Raw genomic sequence first — 15722 nt, 5'->3', positions numbered from 1 at the left:
ACCAACGCCCACTGTCGGAGCCGACTCCTACAGTGGGATGCGTTGATCAGTTTGGGCGTAGCCGCAGTATCTGCGCCCCATCGAACGGGTCTGTCAGGTAATGCGCCTGCACCCCGAACGTCTCCTGCAACCGTTGCGCGGTCAGCACTTCCAGCGGTTCTCCCAGGGCGACCAACCGCCCGTGATCCAGCACCGCCAGGCGGTCGCAGGTGAGCGCCTGGTTGAGGTCATGCAGGGCAATCAGGGTGGTGACGGGCAAGCCTTGTACACCCTTCAAGATCCCCAACTGATGCTGGATATCCAGGTGATTGGTCGGCTCATCCAACAACAGGATCTGCGGCCGTTGCGCCAACGCACGGGCGATGTGCACCCGTTGGCGTTCACCGCCCGAGAGACTGCGCCAGGCGCGTTGGCTCAGGTGGATGGCGTCGACGTCATGCAAGGCCTGGTTCACGATGGCGTCGTCGTCACTGGACCACGGGCTCAGCGCCGACAGCCACGGTGTACGGCCCAGCGCCACGGCGTCGAACACGCGGATGGCGTCGTCGGTGTCGGCCTGCTGTTCCACCACGGCCAGTTGTTGTGCGATGGCGCGGCGCGATAGCGTGCCCAGGCGCTGGCCGCCCAGCAACACGTCGCCGGCCGCCGGCGTGCGCAGGCCGGCGAGCAGCTTGAGCAAAGTGGACTTGCCGGAGCCGTTCGGCCCGACAATTCCCAGGGTTTCACCCAGATGAACGTCCAAGTGAATATCGCGCAGCAACTCGACCTCGCGTACTTTGAAGCCTAACCCCGTGCAGCTCAGTACCGTCATCGCGCATTCCTCCGGCCGATCAGGATCAGCGCAAACACCGGCGCGCCGACCAGCGCAGTGACCACGCCGACCGGAATCACCTGGCCCTTGATCAAGGTGCGTGAAAGCACGTCCGCCGCAATCAAAAACAGCGCACCGCCCAACGCACTCGCCGGCAGCAGGCGTGAATGCCCGGTGCCGAGCAGCAAGCGCACGGCGTGGGGAATCACCAGCCCGACAAAGCCGATGGAGCCGACAATCGACACCATCACCGCCGTCACCAGGGCCGCGCATCCCACCAGCACAAATTGCACGCGGCGCACCGGGATACCAAGGGACGCCGCCGAGTCGCTGCCGAAGGTAAACGCATCCAGCGCCCGCCGGTGCCACAGGCACACGGCCAACCCAGCGACCGCTACCGGCACCGCCAGCCACACCGAGGGCCAGCGCACGCCGCTGAGGTTGCCCAGCAGCCAGAACATGATGCCGCGCGCCTGTTCGGAACTGGCCGACTTGGTGATCAGAAACGCGGTGAGTGCATTGAACAGCTGCGAGCCGGCAATGCCGGCGAGGATGATCTGGCCGGTGCCACTGGCCGAACCACTGGCACGCGCCAATAGGATCACCAGCGCAAATGCCGCCATCGCGCCGACGAAAGCGCCGGCCGATAACGAAATCAAGCCACCGCCCACGCCCATCAACGCCACCAACACCGCGCCAGTCGAAGCGCCAGCGCTGATGCCCAGCAGGTACGGATCGGCCAGCGGGTTGCGCAACAGCGATTGCAGGATCACCCCGCAGGTGGCCAGCCCCGCACCGCACGCGGCTGCGACCAGGGCACGGGTGAGGCGGTAATTCCACACCACGCCTTCGTCGATGGGGTCGAGCACGTAGCCGGCCGCCCACAGTTTGTTGGCGAGTACCTGGAGCACCACGTGCGGCGAGATGGCGGTTTCACCGATGGCCACGCCGGCCAGTACGGCGGCCAGGAGCAGGGCCAGGGCGAGTAGGGTGCGCATCATTTCGGCAGGTCGTAGCCGTCGATGGCCGTGGCCAGTTGTTCAAGACCGTCGAACATGCGGATGCTGGCCTGCAATGCCAGGGCGTCGAGGATGATGATACGGTTGTTTTTCACCGCATCCATGTTGCGCGTCACCGGGTCGCTGCGCAAAAACGCCAGTTTCTTTTCATGGTCGTCGGCGGGGTAGCGGCGGCGGTCCATGCGCGCGATCACCAGGAAGGTCGGGTTGGCCTTGGCAATGGTTTCCCAGCCGACGGCGGGCCACTCTTCATCGGACTGCACCACGTTGGACAGGCCGAGGGTTTGCAGCATGAATTCGGGAATGCCTTTATGGCCGGCCACGTACGGGTCGCTGGCCATCTCCGAACTGGAGAACCACACCAGCGCGCTGGCCTGCTTGAGGCCTTTGCCTTGCACGGTGGCGACGGACCTGGCCAGGCGTGCCTTGAGCTCATCGTTCAACTGCTGGCCGCGATCCTGAACGTCGAAAATCTGCGCCAGTTGGCTGATGCTCTTATAGATAGTCTCGATACGGAACGGCTCCAGCCGCGTGCCGTCGGCGCCCACCAAGTTGTCCTTGCCTTCACAGTCGGAGGGCAGCAGGTAGGTGGGGATCTTCAGTTCATGGAATTGCTCGCGGGTGCCGACCACGCCTTGCGGCCCGACCACCCATTCCAGCTCGGCGGCCACCAGTTGCGGGCGCTTGGCGATCACGGCTTCGAAGCTCGGCTCGTTGTTGGCCAGGCGCTCGATGCGGTCGTTCTGCGTTTTGTATTGCGGCAACACACTGTTGAACCACAGCGAGGTGCCGACCACTTTGTCGCCCACGCCCAAGGCATACAGCATCTCGGTGGCGGCTTGGCCGATGGTCACACTACGGGCGGGGGCTTGTTGGAAGCTGAGGCTGCTGCCGCAGTTTTCCACGGTCAGCGGGTAGTGGGTGGGCGCGGCGTGGGCCAGGGCACAGCAGCCAATGCCGGTGAGCAGGGCGGTAACGCGTGGCAGCATGGGGCTATCTCCGAATGAACCGTACGTGGAACTGGGGAGGTACGGTTCGGAAACACACCCTCGAGCGCTGTGGTAGAGACAGGCAAGAATGTCCTTCCCGGACACCCCGCCGGTTAGTGATTGAGCATGAGCCGGCAGGTCTCCTGACTGATGCGTCGTCGCCACGCTCCGGCCTTCCCGGACAAGGTCCAGTGGCATCGAGGAGCAGGCTCAGCACCTACAGTTGCGGGGGCAGTTCCGATTGGCGCGCAGGTACCGCGCTTCGAATTCCCTATTAGTCCCGTTTGGGAACCGGTGCGGTATGGTAGTCGATCGCGAGGTTGAACGGGAGGCCGAAAAGCCAGTGGTAGCTCTTTGACGGTGGGGCTCCTATGATGCGCAGCCAATGGATCGCTTTATCACAAGGAATACACAGTGAAATCTTTCATCGCGCTCGTCCTCGTCGCCACGCTCGCCGGTTGTGCCACCCAGGGTAAATCTGAAAAGCAGATTTTTGATGAGGCCACCACCGCTTATGTCAAATCGATGCCGGCCGGGTCGGAACAGCTCCGTTTGCACACGACGAGCATCCCCAAGAGCGGTATGTTCGGCGATACCTTGGCGATTTCCATGGCCGGTGAGCAGAACGCTGCGCAACTGCGGGGAGAGCTGCTCAATGCCAAGCGCTTGGGCGATGGGTTCTTTTTGATTATCGGTGCCAGTACGCCGGTTGATGTTGCCGTGATTGGCAAGGCGGTTGAAGGGCAGGATTTGAAGGGCATGCAGATTTATTACTCGGGCACCGATGCGCAGAAGGATAAAGTGCGTACGGCGGTTGAGAAGACCCAGGCGCAGTTTCATTACATCAATGCGCAATGAGGGGCGGCCAACGGGCGCAGGTATCGACACCACGCTGGGTACGGCGCTGGCGGCTTGACGGCCGGGCGCAACCTTACTGTTAACCGCCGCGATCCAGAGTGTGGGAGCTGACTTGCTCGCGAAGGCGGCCTAACTGCCGACCACTCTTTTACTGTTGCCCCGCGATCTAAATGTGGGAGCTGGCTTGCCTGCGAAAGCGGCCTGACAGCCGACCACAAACTAACTGTCGCCCCGCGATCCAAAAATGTAGGAGCTGGCTTGCCTGCGAAGACGACCTGACAGACGACCACACTCTAACTGTCCCCCCGCGATCCAAAAATGTGGGAGCTGGCTTGCCTGCGAAAGCGGCCTGACAGCCGACCACAATCTAACTGCCACCCCACGATCCAAATGTGGGAGCTGGCTTGCCTGCGAAGACGGCCTAACAGCCGACCACGCTCTAACTGCCACCCCACGATCCAAATGTGGGAGCTGGCTTGCCTGCGAAAGCGGCCTGACAGCCGACCACACTCTAACTGTCACCCCACGATCCAAATGTGGGAGCTGGCTTGCCTGCGAAGGCGGCCTGACAGCCGACCTAGATGTTGGATCTTACCGGGTACATATCCGTTATTTAGGTAAGGGCTGCTATGGGTTCCGTCCTTACGGCGGGTCACTTTGGAAAAGAGCCCCAAAGTAACCAAAGGGCTCTTGCCCCAACACTCGGCACCTCGCCTAGGCTCGGTGTGCCCGTAATCCGACAGGTATTTGGGGGGCCGCCGCCACGCGCCATCCATGGCGCGGGGCGGCTAAACCGGCATCCCTGCCGGTTTACCCCCCAAATCCCTGTCGAATTCCGGCCAGCGTGTTTGACGGGGCGCCTGAGATCAAAAGCAGGATCAAGAGCAAGAGCAAGAGCGGCTCGCTTCGCATCGTGGTTGGTGTTGGGTGTGACGCCGTTCAACATGTGAAGCCTCGGTCAGAGACGAATGTCCTCTGGACCTTGTATCAGCGCTTCAATGCGCGTGCCGGTGGCGCGTTCTTCGTTGCTGAAACCGTCGTAGTCGGCCAGGTTGGCGAAGCGGATGCCGGTCAGGCGTTCTATCTGGATCACGCTGCGCTGGTAGGTCCTGAGTTGGCCGAACACCAGGTCGAGTTGGCCCAGTTCGCGGCTCTGATCGATCATGTAGGCACTGGCCGAAGGCTTGCCGTCATCGCTGAGGTAGGCGACGACTTTCCAGAATGCCTTGGGGATCTGCACGCCTCGGTACACACGGTCGTCGTCGGCGAACACCGGGCCGCTGAACACGGTGGCCCGGGCTTTCCAGCGTTGGGTGTTGTCGAGGATGTAGTCTTCGAGCTCCAGCCAGGTCTTCTGGTTGAACCCGCTCATCTGCGGCGAACAGTTGGTGAAATGGAAGGTGTCGAGGTTGGCGGTTTGCGCCGTGTCGCCCCAGTTGGGGTCTTGGCGGCGGACCAGGTGGCCGCGGTCCAGGCCATTGCTGGCATAGAGCGCTTCGCCCACCTGTGCGTCCGTGGGCAAGCGGCCGTCATAGGCCCAGGTGTCGTTGCTGCGGATGATGTCTACGTGCTGGCCGCCGTCGATGTTGACGCCCACGTACAGTGCGAGGCGCTTCGCGCGTGACATCGTGATTGAGAAGTGCGTGTAGTCCAGGCGTTTCTGTGTATCAGCCGCCAAGGCCTCCTCGACCGTGGGCCAGGGCACCGCGAAGCTGCCGAGAAAGTCGTCAGCGTAACCGCGCCGGTCCTTCAAGTCTTTGGCCGGTGTGACGCGGGGTGTCGCCGCTCGCGCCGCCAGTAACGTGGGGCTTGGTGCGATCAATGGGCGCAGGTCGGCGAGCCGGGGACGGTACGAAAGGTCGATTTTGGTTTTACGTGCGGGCATCGGTAAGTCCTCCTTGGATAAACACGACTGCAACATACGTTAATGACAATTGATGATGCGCGTTAGCCCCCTGGGTCTATCCTGAATCGATTACTCGGACGTTGTCACATGCCAAATGGAGCCAGCCAATGTGTGTTCGTCAGCAGCATCGCAATCCGATTTTCTGCCTCATCCCGCCCTATATGCTCGACCAGATCGCGCGCAACGGCGACAAGGCGCAACGGGAGGTCGCGCTGCGCACCCGCGCCAAGGACAGCACGTTCCGCTCGTTGCGCATGGTCGTCGTACCGGCCCAAGGCCCGGCGCGCATGGCCCTGGCCATGGGCGCCGGCAAGCGTCGCTCGATCTACAGCGCCGCAGGTACCGATAGCCTGCCCGGCACGCTGATCCGTGGCGAAGGGCAGCCTGCCAGCGGTGATGCGGCGGTGGACGAGGCCTATGATGGCTTGGGCGCCACCTTCGATTTTTTCGACGAGGTCTTTGACCGCAACTCCATCGACGATGCCGGCATGGCATTGGACGCCACCGTGCATTTTGGCCAGAACTACAACAACGCGTTCTGGAACTCGACCCAGATGGTGTTCGGGGATGGAGACGCGCAGTTGTTCAACCGCTTCACGGTGGCCCTCGACGTGATTGGCCATGAGTTGGCCCATGGCGTCACCGAAGACGAGGCCAAGCTGATGTATTTCAACCAGTCCGGGGCGTTGAACGAGTCGCTGTCGGACGTGTTCGGTTCGCTGATCAAGCAATACGCGTTGAAGCAAAGCGCGGAAGACGCCGATTGGCTGATCGGCAAAGGGCTGTTCACCAAGAAGATCAAAGGCACCGCCCTGCGTTCGATGAAGGCCCCCGGCACCGCGTTTGACGACAAACTGCTGGGCAAGGACCCGCAGCCCGGGCACATGGATGATTTTGTGCAAACCTACGAGGATAACGGCGGGGTGCATATCAATTCCGGCATTCCCAACCATGCGTTCTACCAGGTGGCGACAGCGCTGGGCGGGTTTGCCTGGGAGCGCGCCGGGCGCATCTGGTATGACGCGCTGCGCGATGCGCGGCTGCGGCCCAACTCCGGCTTCCTGCGCTTTGCGCGTATCACTTACGATGTTGCGGGCCGACTCTACGGCGCAAACAAGGATGAACAGAAAGCGGTCAAGGACGGTTGGAAGGCGGTCGGCATTGCTGTCTGACGCGAGGAACAACCATGCAAATTTCAATCAAGGAAAATGGCGGGCCTGGGTTCTTTCCGGGCCTGGCCAAGCCACAGACGGTGGAACTGGACGCGCTGCCGGAGCAGGACCAGAAGGAGTTGCGGCGGCTTGTCGAGGCCTGCGACTTCTTTCAATTGCCGCAAAGCAATGCACCTGCCACTGGTAATCCGGGCCAGGTGCATTACACCCTGACGGTGAAGGAGGCTCAGCGCGAGCACACGGTCTGCGTGCTGGCGCCGGTGAAGTCGCAGGCGCTGGACGGGCTGGTGCAGTGTGTGCGTCGGCATGTGCGCTGCTGATGTTCAGGTGGCAGCTTTAACCCTGCCTGCCAGGCACGCGCCCAGGCTGTAGAGCAACCCGCCCGCGACCACAAACAGCGCCAGCATGTAGAACATGGCGTGGGCGGGCTGTGTCGCCAGCACCATCCCGCACAGCACCGGCCCTAGGGCTGCGCCGACGTTGCCGAGGTTTTGCGCGCCGTAGTACATGCCCCGCAGAGGCTCGGGCGCGATGATGTCGATGAACATGTACTCGGCAGGGAACACGATGATCTCTCCCAAGGTGAAGATCGCCATGGACAGCACCCAGCACATCAGTGAGGTGGACAAGCCGAACCCCGCCAGCCCGGCGATAAACATGCCCAGCCCACCAGCAAGCCACAGGTGCAGGTGTTGATGGGTGATGCGCTTGCCGATCATGTATTGCAGGCTGATCACCATCAGCGCGTTGGTGGCCACCACGCTGCTGATAATCCGGTACGCCGCCTCGGCCGTGGTGGTGACGACCAGGTATTGCGAGAGGTAGGCGGTGAACTGGCCAAACACCACTGCGCTGAGCATCCCGCCCAAGGTAAAGCACACCAAGCGGTAGTCCCGCAGCAGTCGTTTGCCGACCGCCAGGAACGCCGCGCCATGCTGGTTGGCAGGGGTCGGCACCCAGTGCCTGTCGCCCCACACGCAATACACCGTAAAGCACCCGGCCCCAAGCACCGCCGACGCCAGGAAGGGCAGGCTGATAGCGAGCGTGGCCAGCCCTGCACCGAGAAAGGGGCCGACGGCATAGCCGACATTGGTCAGGGTGTATTTGATCGAAAACGCTTCGCTGCGCGCATCAACGGGCAGTAGCCGGCCAAATCCGGATTTGACCGCAATGTCGATCACGGCATACGCCAGGTTGATCGCGACCAGGCAGGTGAAGAACACCCACAGTTCTCGCGCGATGAACGCGCCCAGAAAGCCCACGGTGAAAACTGCGCAACAGCCCAGGAGCAAACGATAACCGGGCAGGCTGTCCACCAGGTAACCGCCATACAGGCTCATCACGGAGCCGATGATCAGCGAGCTGCCGATCACCAGGCCGATGTCGCCCACGCCCAAGCCGAACTCGCCCGACAGGTAGATCACCAGGTAGGGCAAGGTGATCGCCCTGGCGAGCGTCAACACCAGTGACGCACCTACCAGCAGGTTGACGGTCAGGGGGTAGTTTTTCAGCGTGGTCAGCATCCGGGCCTCAGTGTCAGCGTTTGTCGGGCATAGCTTACTGTTGAGTTGAATTCTGATTTAGGATGCTTTTTACCGAGTTACCTGAATTGAATTCACGAATACAGGACGTCCATGTTTTCTTCCGAACGCTTGAAAGGTATCGATGTGTTTGTGTGTGTCGCGGACTACGGCAGCTTTACCGCCGCTGCTGAGAAGATGAACCTGACGGCGTCGGCCATCAGTAAAAGCATCGCGCGGCTGGAAAAACGCCTGGGCGCTCGGCTGTTCCTGCGTACGACACGGCGCTTGTCCCTCACCGAGGCCGGCGTGGCGTTTTACCGTACCTGCACGGGCGTGCTGGCTGACCTAGAGGACGCCGAGCTGTCGCTGCGCGCCGAGCAAAGTGAACCGCGCGGACGTGTGCGCATTGACCTGCCCAGTGTGTTCGGGCGCGTCCGCGTGTTGCCGATGCTGCTGCCTTTGCTGCAGGCATTTCCGTCCTTGGTGCCGCACATTTCCTTCAGTGACGGGTTAGTGGACCCATTCAAAGAGGGCGTGGATGTGGTGGTGCGCATCGGTGGTGCGGATGTCTGGCCGGAAACGGTGGAGCAGCGTGTGCTTGCGCGTGAATGGCACACCCTGTGCGCCTCGCCAGCCTATTTGGCGAATCATGGCGTGCCGACATCCGAACAGGCACTTGAGCAGCATCAGTGCATCACCTACGGCTGGGTGGACGGACGCATCAGCCCCTGGGACTTTGCCTGTGAACCGGGCACTCCGCGGCGTTGGCAGATGACGCCGCACCTGGTGATCGGCAATGGCGATGGCTTGATGCAGGCTGCGTTGGCCGGTTGTGGGATCGTGCAACTGCCGTCGTGGGTGGTCCGGCCATCGCTGGAGGAGGGCAAGCTGGTTGAGGTGTTGCCGCAGTTGGCCACTGAAGGGGCTGCGATCAGGCTGGCCTGGGTCAAGAATCGCCAGGCGTTGCCCAAGGTCAGTGTGGTACTGGAAGCCTTGGCGGCGGGGCTGAGTGGTTGATAGCCACGACCCGTGCCCGCGCCGCCGAAGCGTCTTACTTGCGATCCAGCCACACCGTCTGTGCGTTGCAGAACTCCCGCACGCCGAAGTGCGACAACTCACGCCCGAAACCGCTCTTCTTGATCCCGCCAAACGCCACCCGAGGGTCGGAGACGCTGAAGGCATTGACGAAGATGCCGCCGGTTTCCAGCTGGTTGGCGATAACGCGCGCCTTTGCCGGGTCGGTGGTGAAAATGCTGGCGGTGAGGCCGAACTCGCTGTCATTCGCCAGGGCCACGGCGTGGTCGGCGTCGCGGGCGGTGATGATCGAGGCGACGGGCCCGAACAGTTCCTGTTTGAACGAGGTCATCTGGTCGGTGACGTTGGCCAGCACGGTCGGCGCATAGTAGTTGCCGGCGCCGGGTACTTTGTTGCCGCCGAGCAGCAGGGTAGCACCTTCTTCCAGGGTGGCCTGGACCTGGCCGTGCAGCTCGTCGCGCAGGTCGAAGCGGGCCATCGGGCCGATGTAGGTGGCGGCTGACGTCGGGTCGCCCATCACCATCGCACGGCTGGCCTCCAGGAATTTGGCGGTGAAGGCTTCGACCACACCCGCTTCGATGATCAGGCGTTTGGCGGCGGCGCAGACCTGGCCGCTGTTCTGGAAGCGGCCGATCAGCGCGGCTTGCACGGCGGCTTCGAGGTCGGCGTCGTTGAGCACGATGAAGGGATCGGAGCCGCCCAGTTCCAGCACGCATTTTTTCAGCGCGGCGCCGGCCTGGGAGCCGATGGCGATACCGGCACGTACGCTGCCGGTGAGGGTGACGGCGGCGATGCGTGGGTCGGCGATGGCTTTGGATACGCCGTCGTTGGTGACGTTGACCACTTCAAACAGGCCCTCGGCAAACCCGGCTTTGTGGAAGGCCTGCTGGATCAGGTACGCGCTGCCCATGACGTTCGGTGCGTGTTTGAGCACATAGGTGTTGCCGGCCAGCATGGTCGGCACGGCGCCGCGCAGTACTTGCCACACCGGGAAATTCCACGGCATCACCGCGAAGATCGGGCCCAGCGGGCGGTACTCGATCTGGGCGCTGCCGTTGTCCACCAGCGTCGGTTCCGGGGCGAGCATGGCCGGGCCGTGGGCGGCGTACCATTCGCTGAGCTGTGCGCATTTTTCGATTTCGGCACGGGCCTGGGCGATGGGTTTGCCCATTTCCAGGGTGATCATCTGCGCCATGTCTTCGGCTTGCTCGCGCAGGGCACTGGCCAGGCTCAGCAGCAACTCGGCGCGCTGGCTCACCGGCTGGCGGCGCCAGGTGCGGAAGGCGCGAGTGGCACGGTCGAGGGCGGCGTCCAATTGCTGCTCGGTTTCGTAGGGATAGCTGCCGACCGTTTCGCCGTTGGCAGGGTTGATCGAGAGAGCGTGGGTGGTCGCGTTCATGGCACCGTCCTGCTGAATGATTAAGTTGGGTTCAGCGTACGGGGCTGGCTCTTTTCTGGAAACTGAATAATATTAAGCAATACATTCACGATTGGAGAATGACTTGGACCTGGTGCAGCTGGAAATCTTCAAGGCCGTTGCCGAGCAAGGCAGCATCAGCGCCGCCGCGCAGTTGATTCATCGCGTGCCGTCGAACCTGACCACGCGTATCAAGCAACTGGAGCAGGACCTGGGCGTGGAATTGTTCATCCGCGAGAAAAGCCGCTTGCGCCTGTCACCGGCGGGGTGGAATTTCCTCGGTTATGCGCGGCGCATCCTCGACCTGGTGCAGGAAGCCCGCGCGACCGTGGCGGGGGAGGAGCCCCAAGGCGCGTTTGCCCTTGGCTCGCTGGAAAGTACCGCAGCGGTGCGCATCCCGGCGCTGCTGGCGGCGTACAACCAGAAGCACACCAAGGTTGAGTTGGACCTGAGCACCGGCCCCTCGGGCACCATGATTGAAGGCGTGCTGTCGGGGCGGCTGACGGCGGCGTTTGTCGACGGGCCGGTGCTGCATTCCACCCTGGAAGGCGTGGCGGTGTTTGAAGAGGAGATGGTGGTGATTGCGCCGCTGCACCACGCGCCGATCAAACGCGGCCAGGACGTGAATGGCGAAAATATCTACACCTTTCGCTCCAACTGTTCGTACCGGCATCACTTTGAGCGCTGGTTCTCACAGGACGGCGCGGCACCGGGCAAGATCTTCGAGATAGAGTCCTACCACGGCATGCTCGCCTGTGTCAGCGCCGGGGCGGGGCTGGCGCTGATGCCGCGCAGCATGCTGGAGAACATGCCTGGGTTCGCGGCGGTGAGTGTGTGGCCGCTGGCGGACAACTTCCGGATATTGAACACCTGGCTGATCTGGCGGCGGGGGACGGTGTCGCAGAGCTTGAACAGCTTTGTGACATTGCTGGAGGAGCGCGTCCCCCCACTGTAGGGAGTGTCAGCCAGTAATCGGGGGTGTCAGCCGCCGAATTGCAGGGTACCCATGGCCAATTTTGCCATGATTGCCGTCGCGCCCAGTTGCACCAGCCACAAGGCCAGGCCGCCCAGAAACACGCCCAGGGCGACTTGCAGCACCAGGCTCTTCTGGCGCTTGGCTTGCGGTGCGCGTGGGGTGAAGTGGTCCAGCTCGTCGCGGTCGGCACGCAGGTCCAGGTCGTCGTTTCTCATAAGGCTCTCACAGCAAAGGGGCAGTCAGGGTTCAGTCTAGGGGTTGCGCGTTACGCCCAGTGAATTTTTTGCAAGCTCGCTCACCACAGGTTCAGTGTTCCCTAACAAAAAAGGGGAAGCCCATGAATGGCTTCCCCCCTCGTCACCTGCTCAAGGCTTACAGCACCTGAACAATCGCCTTGGTCACCGCACCAATGTTCGACTGGTTCAACGCCGCCACGCAGATACGCCCGGTATCCAGCGCGTAGATGCCAAACTCGCTGCGCAAGCGGGTGACTTGCTCAACGGTCAGGCCGGAGTAGGAGAACATCCCGCGCTGGCGACCGACGAAGCTAAAGTCGTGGCCCGGAGCAGCCTTGGCCAGTTCGGCCACCATCTGCTCGCGCATGCCACGGATGCGCAGGCGCATTTCAGCCAGTTCGGCTTCCCACTGGGCACGCAGCTCAGGGTTGTTCAGCACGGCAGCAACGATGGCCGCGCCGTGGGTCGGCGGGTTGGAATAGTTGGTGCGGATCACGCGCTTGACCTGGGATAGGATGCGCGCGCTTTCTTCCTTGGACTCGCCGACGATGGACAGTGCGCCCACACGCTCGCCGTACAGGGAGAACGACTTGGAGAACGAGCTGGACACAAAGAAGGTCAGGCCCGACTCAGCGAACAGGCGCACTGCGGCGGCGTCTTCGTGGATGCCGTCGCCAAAGCCCTGGTAGGCCATGTCGAGGAACGGCACCAGGTTCTTGGCCTTGACCACGTCCAGCACGTTCTGCCAGTCGGCCGGGCTCAGGTCGACACCGGTCGGGTTGTGGCAGCAGGCGTGCAGCACCACGATGGACTGTGGCGGCAGGGCGTTGAGGTCTTCGAGCAGGCCGGCACGGTTAACGTCGTGGGTGGCGGCGTCGTAGTAGCGGTAGTTCTGCACCGGGAAGCCGGCGGTTTCGAACAGGGCGCGGTGGTTTTCCCAGCTCGGGTCGCTGATGGCAACGACGGCATTTGGCAGCAGTTGCTTGAGGAAGTCTGCGCCCAGCTTCAGGGCGCCGGTGCCGCCCACCGCTTGCACGGTGACGACACGGCCGGCTGCCAGCAGGGGCGAGGTCTCACCGAACAGCAGCGTCTGCACAGCTTTGTCGTAGGCTGCGATGCCGTCGATCGGCAAGTAGCCACGGGCGGCGTGTTGCGCCACGCGAATGGCTTCCGCTTCGGCAACGGCACGCAAGAGTGGAATCTTCCCCTCCTCGTTGCAGTAAACGCCCACGCCAAGGTTGACCTTGGTGGTTCGTGTGTCGGCGTTGAATGCTTCGTTGAGGCCCAGGATAGGATCGCGTGGTGCCATTTCGACAGCGGAGAACAGGCTCATTTTTGCGGCAGCTCTATGGGGGAATGGAGGGACGTGTCGCGCTCCAGCCGAATGCACTAGAGCGGTGCACAAACGGGGAGCTAGTATAGAGGCCATCACCGTCAAGGGCGACAGCCGAAATGGCTTTTCGGCCAAGTTTTTCGGTTTATTTGCCGACCGTTAGTCTTATTGCAACATTGGTCCGCGACGGCAGGTAGGACGATTGCCTTGAAACCCGTCACATTCGCCACCACTTCTATGGCTATCATGGTTTTTTCCTACGGCCCGCTTTGAATCTTCGCGGGTGGTGGTCTATTTCGTCCTCGACGGGTTTACAGTCTGGGGGTGACTACACGAGGTACGTTATGTCGGATTTCCAACTCGTCACCCGCTTTGAACCCGCTGGCGATCAGCCAGAAGCGATTCGCCAGATGGTCGAGGGCATCGAAGCCGGCCTGGCCCACCAGACGCTGCTTGGGGTGACCGGTTCAGGCAAGACCTTCAGCATCGCCAACGTGATCGCGCAGATCAATCGTCCTACCCTGGTGCTGGCACCGAACAAGACCCTGGCCGCGCAGCTCTATGGCGAGTTCAAGGCGTTCTTCCCGAACAATGCGGTGGAGTACTTCGTTTCCTACTACGACTACTACCAGCCCGAAGCCTACGTGCCGTCCTCCGATACCTTTATCGAGAAGGATGCGTCGATCAACGACCATATCGAGCAGATGCGGCTGTCGGCGACCAAGGCGCTGCTGGAGCGCAAGGACGCGATCATCGTCACCACGGTGTCGTGCATCTACGGCCTGGGCAGCCCGGAAACCTATCTGAAGATGGTGCTGCACGTCGACCGCGGCGACAAACTCGACCAGCGCGAGCTGCTGCGCCGCCTGACCAGCCTGCAGTACACCCGCAACGACATGGACTTTGCCCGCGCCACCTTCCGCGTGCGGGGCGATGTCATCGACATTTACCCGGCGGAATCGGACCTGGAAGCGATCCGCATCGAGCTGTTCGACGATGAAGTCGAGAGCCTGTCGGCCTTCGACCCGCTGACCGGCGAGGTGATCCGCAAACTGCCGCGCTTCACCTTCTATCCGAAAAGCCACTACGTGACCCCGCGTGAAACCCTGATGGGCGCCATCGAGGGCATCAAGACCGAGTTGGCCGAGCGCCTGGAGTACCTGCGTTCCAATAACAAGCTGGTGGAAGCCCAGCGTCTGGAGCAGCGCACCCGCTTTGACTTGGAGATGATCCTGGAGCTGGGGTACTGCAACGGTATCGAAAACTACTCGCGCTACCTGTCGGGCCGTGAGTCCGGCGCGCCGCCGCCGACCCTCTACGATTACCTGCCGCCCGACGCGTTGCTGGTGATCGACGAATCCCACGTCAGCGTGCCGCAAGTGGGCGCGATGTATAAGGGTGACCGTTCGCGTAAGGAAACCCTGGTGGAATACGGCTTCCGCCTGCCGTCGGCGCTGGATAACCGGCCGATGCGCTTTGATGAGTGGGAAGCCATCAGCCCGCAGACCATCTTTGTGTCCGCCACGCCGGGCAACTATGAGGCCGAGCATGCCGGTCGCGTGATCGAGCAGCTGGTGCGCCCGACTGGCCTGGTCGACCCGGAAATCGAAATCCGCCCGGCGCTGACCCAGGTCGACGACCTGCTTTCGGAGATCACCAAGCGCGTGGCCCTGGAAGAGCGTGTGCTGGTGACCACGCTGACCAAGCGCATGTCCGAAGACTTGACCGACTACTTGGCCGACCACGGCGTGCGTGTGCGCTACCTGCACTCGGACATCGACACTGTGGAGCGTGTGGAGATCATCCGCGACCTGCGCCTGGGCACCTTTGATGTGCTGGTGGGGATCAACCTGCTGCGCGAAGGCCTGGACATGCCGGAAGTGTCGCTGGTGGCGATCCTCGATGCGGACAAGGAGGGCTTCCTGCGCTCCGAGCGTTCGCTGATCCAGACCATTGGCCGTGCTGCGCGGAACCTCAATGGCCGGGCGATTCTTTACGCAGACCGCATCACCGGCTCCATGGAGCGTGCGATTGGCGAAACCCAGCGCCGTCGCGACAAGCAGATTGCGTTCAACCTGGAAAATGGCATCACCCCGAAAGGCGTGTTCAAGGATGTTGCCGACATCATGGAAGGCGCCACCGTGCCGGGCTCGCGCAGCAAGAAGCGTAAGGGCATGGCCAAGGCCGCCGAGGAAAGCGCCAAGTACGAAAACGAACTGCGCTCGCCGAGTGAGATCACCAAGCGTATCCGCCAGTTGGAAGAGAAGATGTACCAGTTGGCGCGAGACCTGGAGTTTGAGGCTGCGGCGCAGACGCGGGATGAGATTGGCAAGTTGCGTGAGCGGTTGCTGGCCGTTTGATCTTGCAGGGGCGGTGCTGGCTTCTTCGCGAGCAAGCCCGCTCCTACTGTTGACCGCATTCTCATGTCGGAAATCGGTCAAGGGTGG

The 15722-nt window shown here is 62.2% G+C and carries 14 protein-coding genes and 1 riboswitch; of the genes, 6 read left to right on the top strand and 8 right to left on the bottom strand.

What is annotated here, in order from left to right; translation table 11 throughout:
- Positions 1-46: 46 nt before the first annotated feature.
- From KUA23_RS20550 to KUA23_RS20540, 3 genes are read right to left on the bottom strand one after another with little or no spacing between them, the layout of a single operon-like run.
- The gene (locus KUA23_RS20550) at positions 47-811 is read right to left on the bottom strand and encodes an ABC transporter ATP-binding protein (RefSeq protein ID WP_252992749.1); all 765 of its coding nucleotides are present in this window, start codon (positions 809-811) and stop codon (positions 47-49) included.
- Positions 808-1812, bottom strand: coding sequence for a FecCD family ABC transporter permease (locus KUA23_RS20545; protein WP_100490166.1), 1005 nt, complete (start codon positions 1810-1812; stop codon positions 808-810). Before KUA23_RS20545 ends, KUA23_RS20550 begins: the two co-directional genes overlap by 4 nt.
- Positions 1809-2819 carry an ABC transporter substrate-binding protein gene (locus KUA23_RS20540; RefSeq protein ID WP_100490168.1) on the bottom strand — a complete coding sequence of 337 codons (1011 nt, stop codon included), beginning with the start codon at positions 2817-2819 and terminating at the stop codon, positions 1809-1811. The genes KUA23_RS20545 and KUA23_RS20540 overlap by 4 nt, the downstream gene beginning before the upstream one ends.
- Before the next feature lie 116 nt (positions 2820-2935).
- A riboswitch (cobalamin riboswitch) is annotated at positions 2936-3130 on the bottom strand.
- A gap of 103 nt (positions 3131-3233) precedes the next feature.
- Between KUA23_RS20540 and KUA23_RS20535 the strand changes: the two genes are divergently transcribed.
- A complete protein-coding gene (locus KUA23_RS20535) occupies positions 3234-3677 on the top strand; it encodes a hypothetical protein (protein ID WP_078049441.1) in 444 nt (147 codons plus the stop codon).
- A 958-nt stretch (positions 3678-4635) separates the two neighbouring features.
- Here the strand turns inward: KUA23_RS20535 and KUA23_RS20530 are convergent.
- Positions 4636-5562, bottom strand: coding sequence for a DNA/RNA non-specific endonuclease (locus tag KUA23_RS20530; protein ID WP_078049440.1), 927 nt, complete (start codon positions 5560-5562; stop codon positions 4636-4638).
- A 128-nt stretch (positions 5563-5690) separates the two neighbouring features.
- Between KUA23_RS20530 and KUA23_RS20525 the strand changes: the two genes are divergently transcribed.
- Entirely contained in the window at positions 5691-6755 is a 1065-nt protein-coding gene (locus KUA23_RS20525) for a M4 family metallopeptidase (RefSeq protein WP_252992748.1), read from the top strand.
- Positions 6756-6769: 14 nt separating this feature from the next.
- On the top strand, positions 6770-7075 hold the full coding sequence (locus tag KUA23_RS20520) for a protealysin inhibitor emfourin (RefSeq protein ID WP_252992747.1): 306 nt from the start codon (positions 6770-6772) through the stop codon (positions 7073-7075).
- 3 nt (positions 7076-7078) lie between these two features.
- Here KUA23_RS20520 and KUA23_RS20515 read toward each other — a convergent pair whose 3' ends face one another.
- On the bottom strand, positions 7079-8278 hold the full coding sequence (locus KUA23_RS20515; protein ID WP_252992746.1) for an MFS transporter: 1200 nt from the start codon (positions 8276-8278) through the stop codon (positions 7079-7081).
- Between the two features lie 111 nt (positions 8279-8389).
- Between KUA23_RS20515 and KUA23_RS20510 the strand changes: the two genes are divergently transcribed.
- Positions 8390-9295, top strand: a complete 906-nt coding sequence (locus KUA23_RS20510) for a LysR family transcriptional regulator (protein ID WP_252992745.1) — start codon at positions 8390-8392, stop codon at positions 9293-9295.
- A gap of 34 nt (positions 9296-9329) precedes the next feature.
- On the opposite strand, the gene KUA23_RS20505 is transcribed toward KUA23_RS20510, so the two are convergent.
- Positions 9330-10712, bottom strand: a complete 1383-nt coding sequence (locus KUA23_RS20505) for an aldehyde dehydrogenase family protein (protein ID WP_252992744.1) — start codon at positions 10710-10712, stop codon at positions 9330-9332.
- Between the two features lie 103 nt (positions 10713-10815).
- Here KUA23_RS20505 and ptrR point away from each other — a divergent pair, with 103 nt between their 5' ends.
- Positions 10816-11685, top strand: coding sequence for a putrescine utilization regulator PtrR (ptrR, locus tag KUA23_RS20500; protein WP_078049434.1), 870 nt, complete (start codon positions 10816-10818; stop codon positions 11683-11685).
- 26 nt (positions 11686-11711) lie between these two features.
- Here ptrR and KUA23_RS20495 read toward each other — a convergent pair whose 3' ends face one another.
- Complete coding sequence (locus KUA23_RS20495; protein WP_017847720.1) at positions 11712-11921, bottom strand: hypothetical protein; 210 nt, start codon at positions 11919-11921, stop codon at positions 11712-11714.
- Between the two features lie 157 nt (positions 11922-12078).
- Positions 12079-13275, bottom strand: a complete 1197-nt coding sequence (locus KUA23_RS20490) for an amino acid aminotransferase (protein WP_078049433.1) — start codon at positions 13273-13275, stop codon at positions 12079-12081.
- A gap of 344 nt (positions 13276-13619) precedes the next feature.
- Here KUA23_RS20490 and uvrB point away from each other — a divergent pair, with 344 nt between their 5' ends.
- The gene (gene uvrB / locus KUA23_RS20485; protein ID WP_078049432.1) at positions 13620-15635 is read left to right on the top strand and encodes an excinuclease ABC subunit UvrB; all 2016 of its coding nucleotides are present in this window, start codon (positions 13620-13622) and stop codon (positions 15633-15635) included.
- Positions 15636-15722: the final 87 nt, after the last annotated feature.

Origin of the sequence: Pseudomonas pergaminensis (assembly GCF_024112395.2) — a bacterium.
Lineage (GTDB): Bacteria > Pseudomonadota > Gammaproteobacteria > Pseudomonadales > Pseudomonadaceae > Aquipseudomonas > Aquipseudomonas pergaminensis.
Note: the sequence above shows the minus strand (reverse complement) of the source record. Positions and strands in the feature narration are given on the sequence as shown.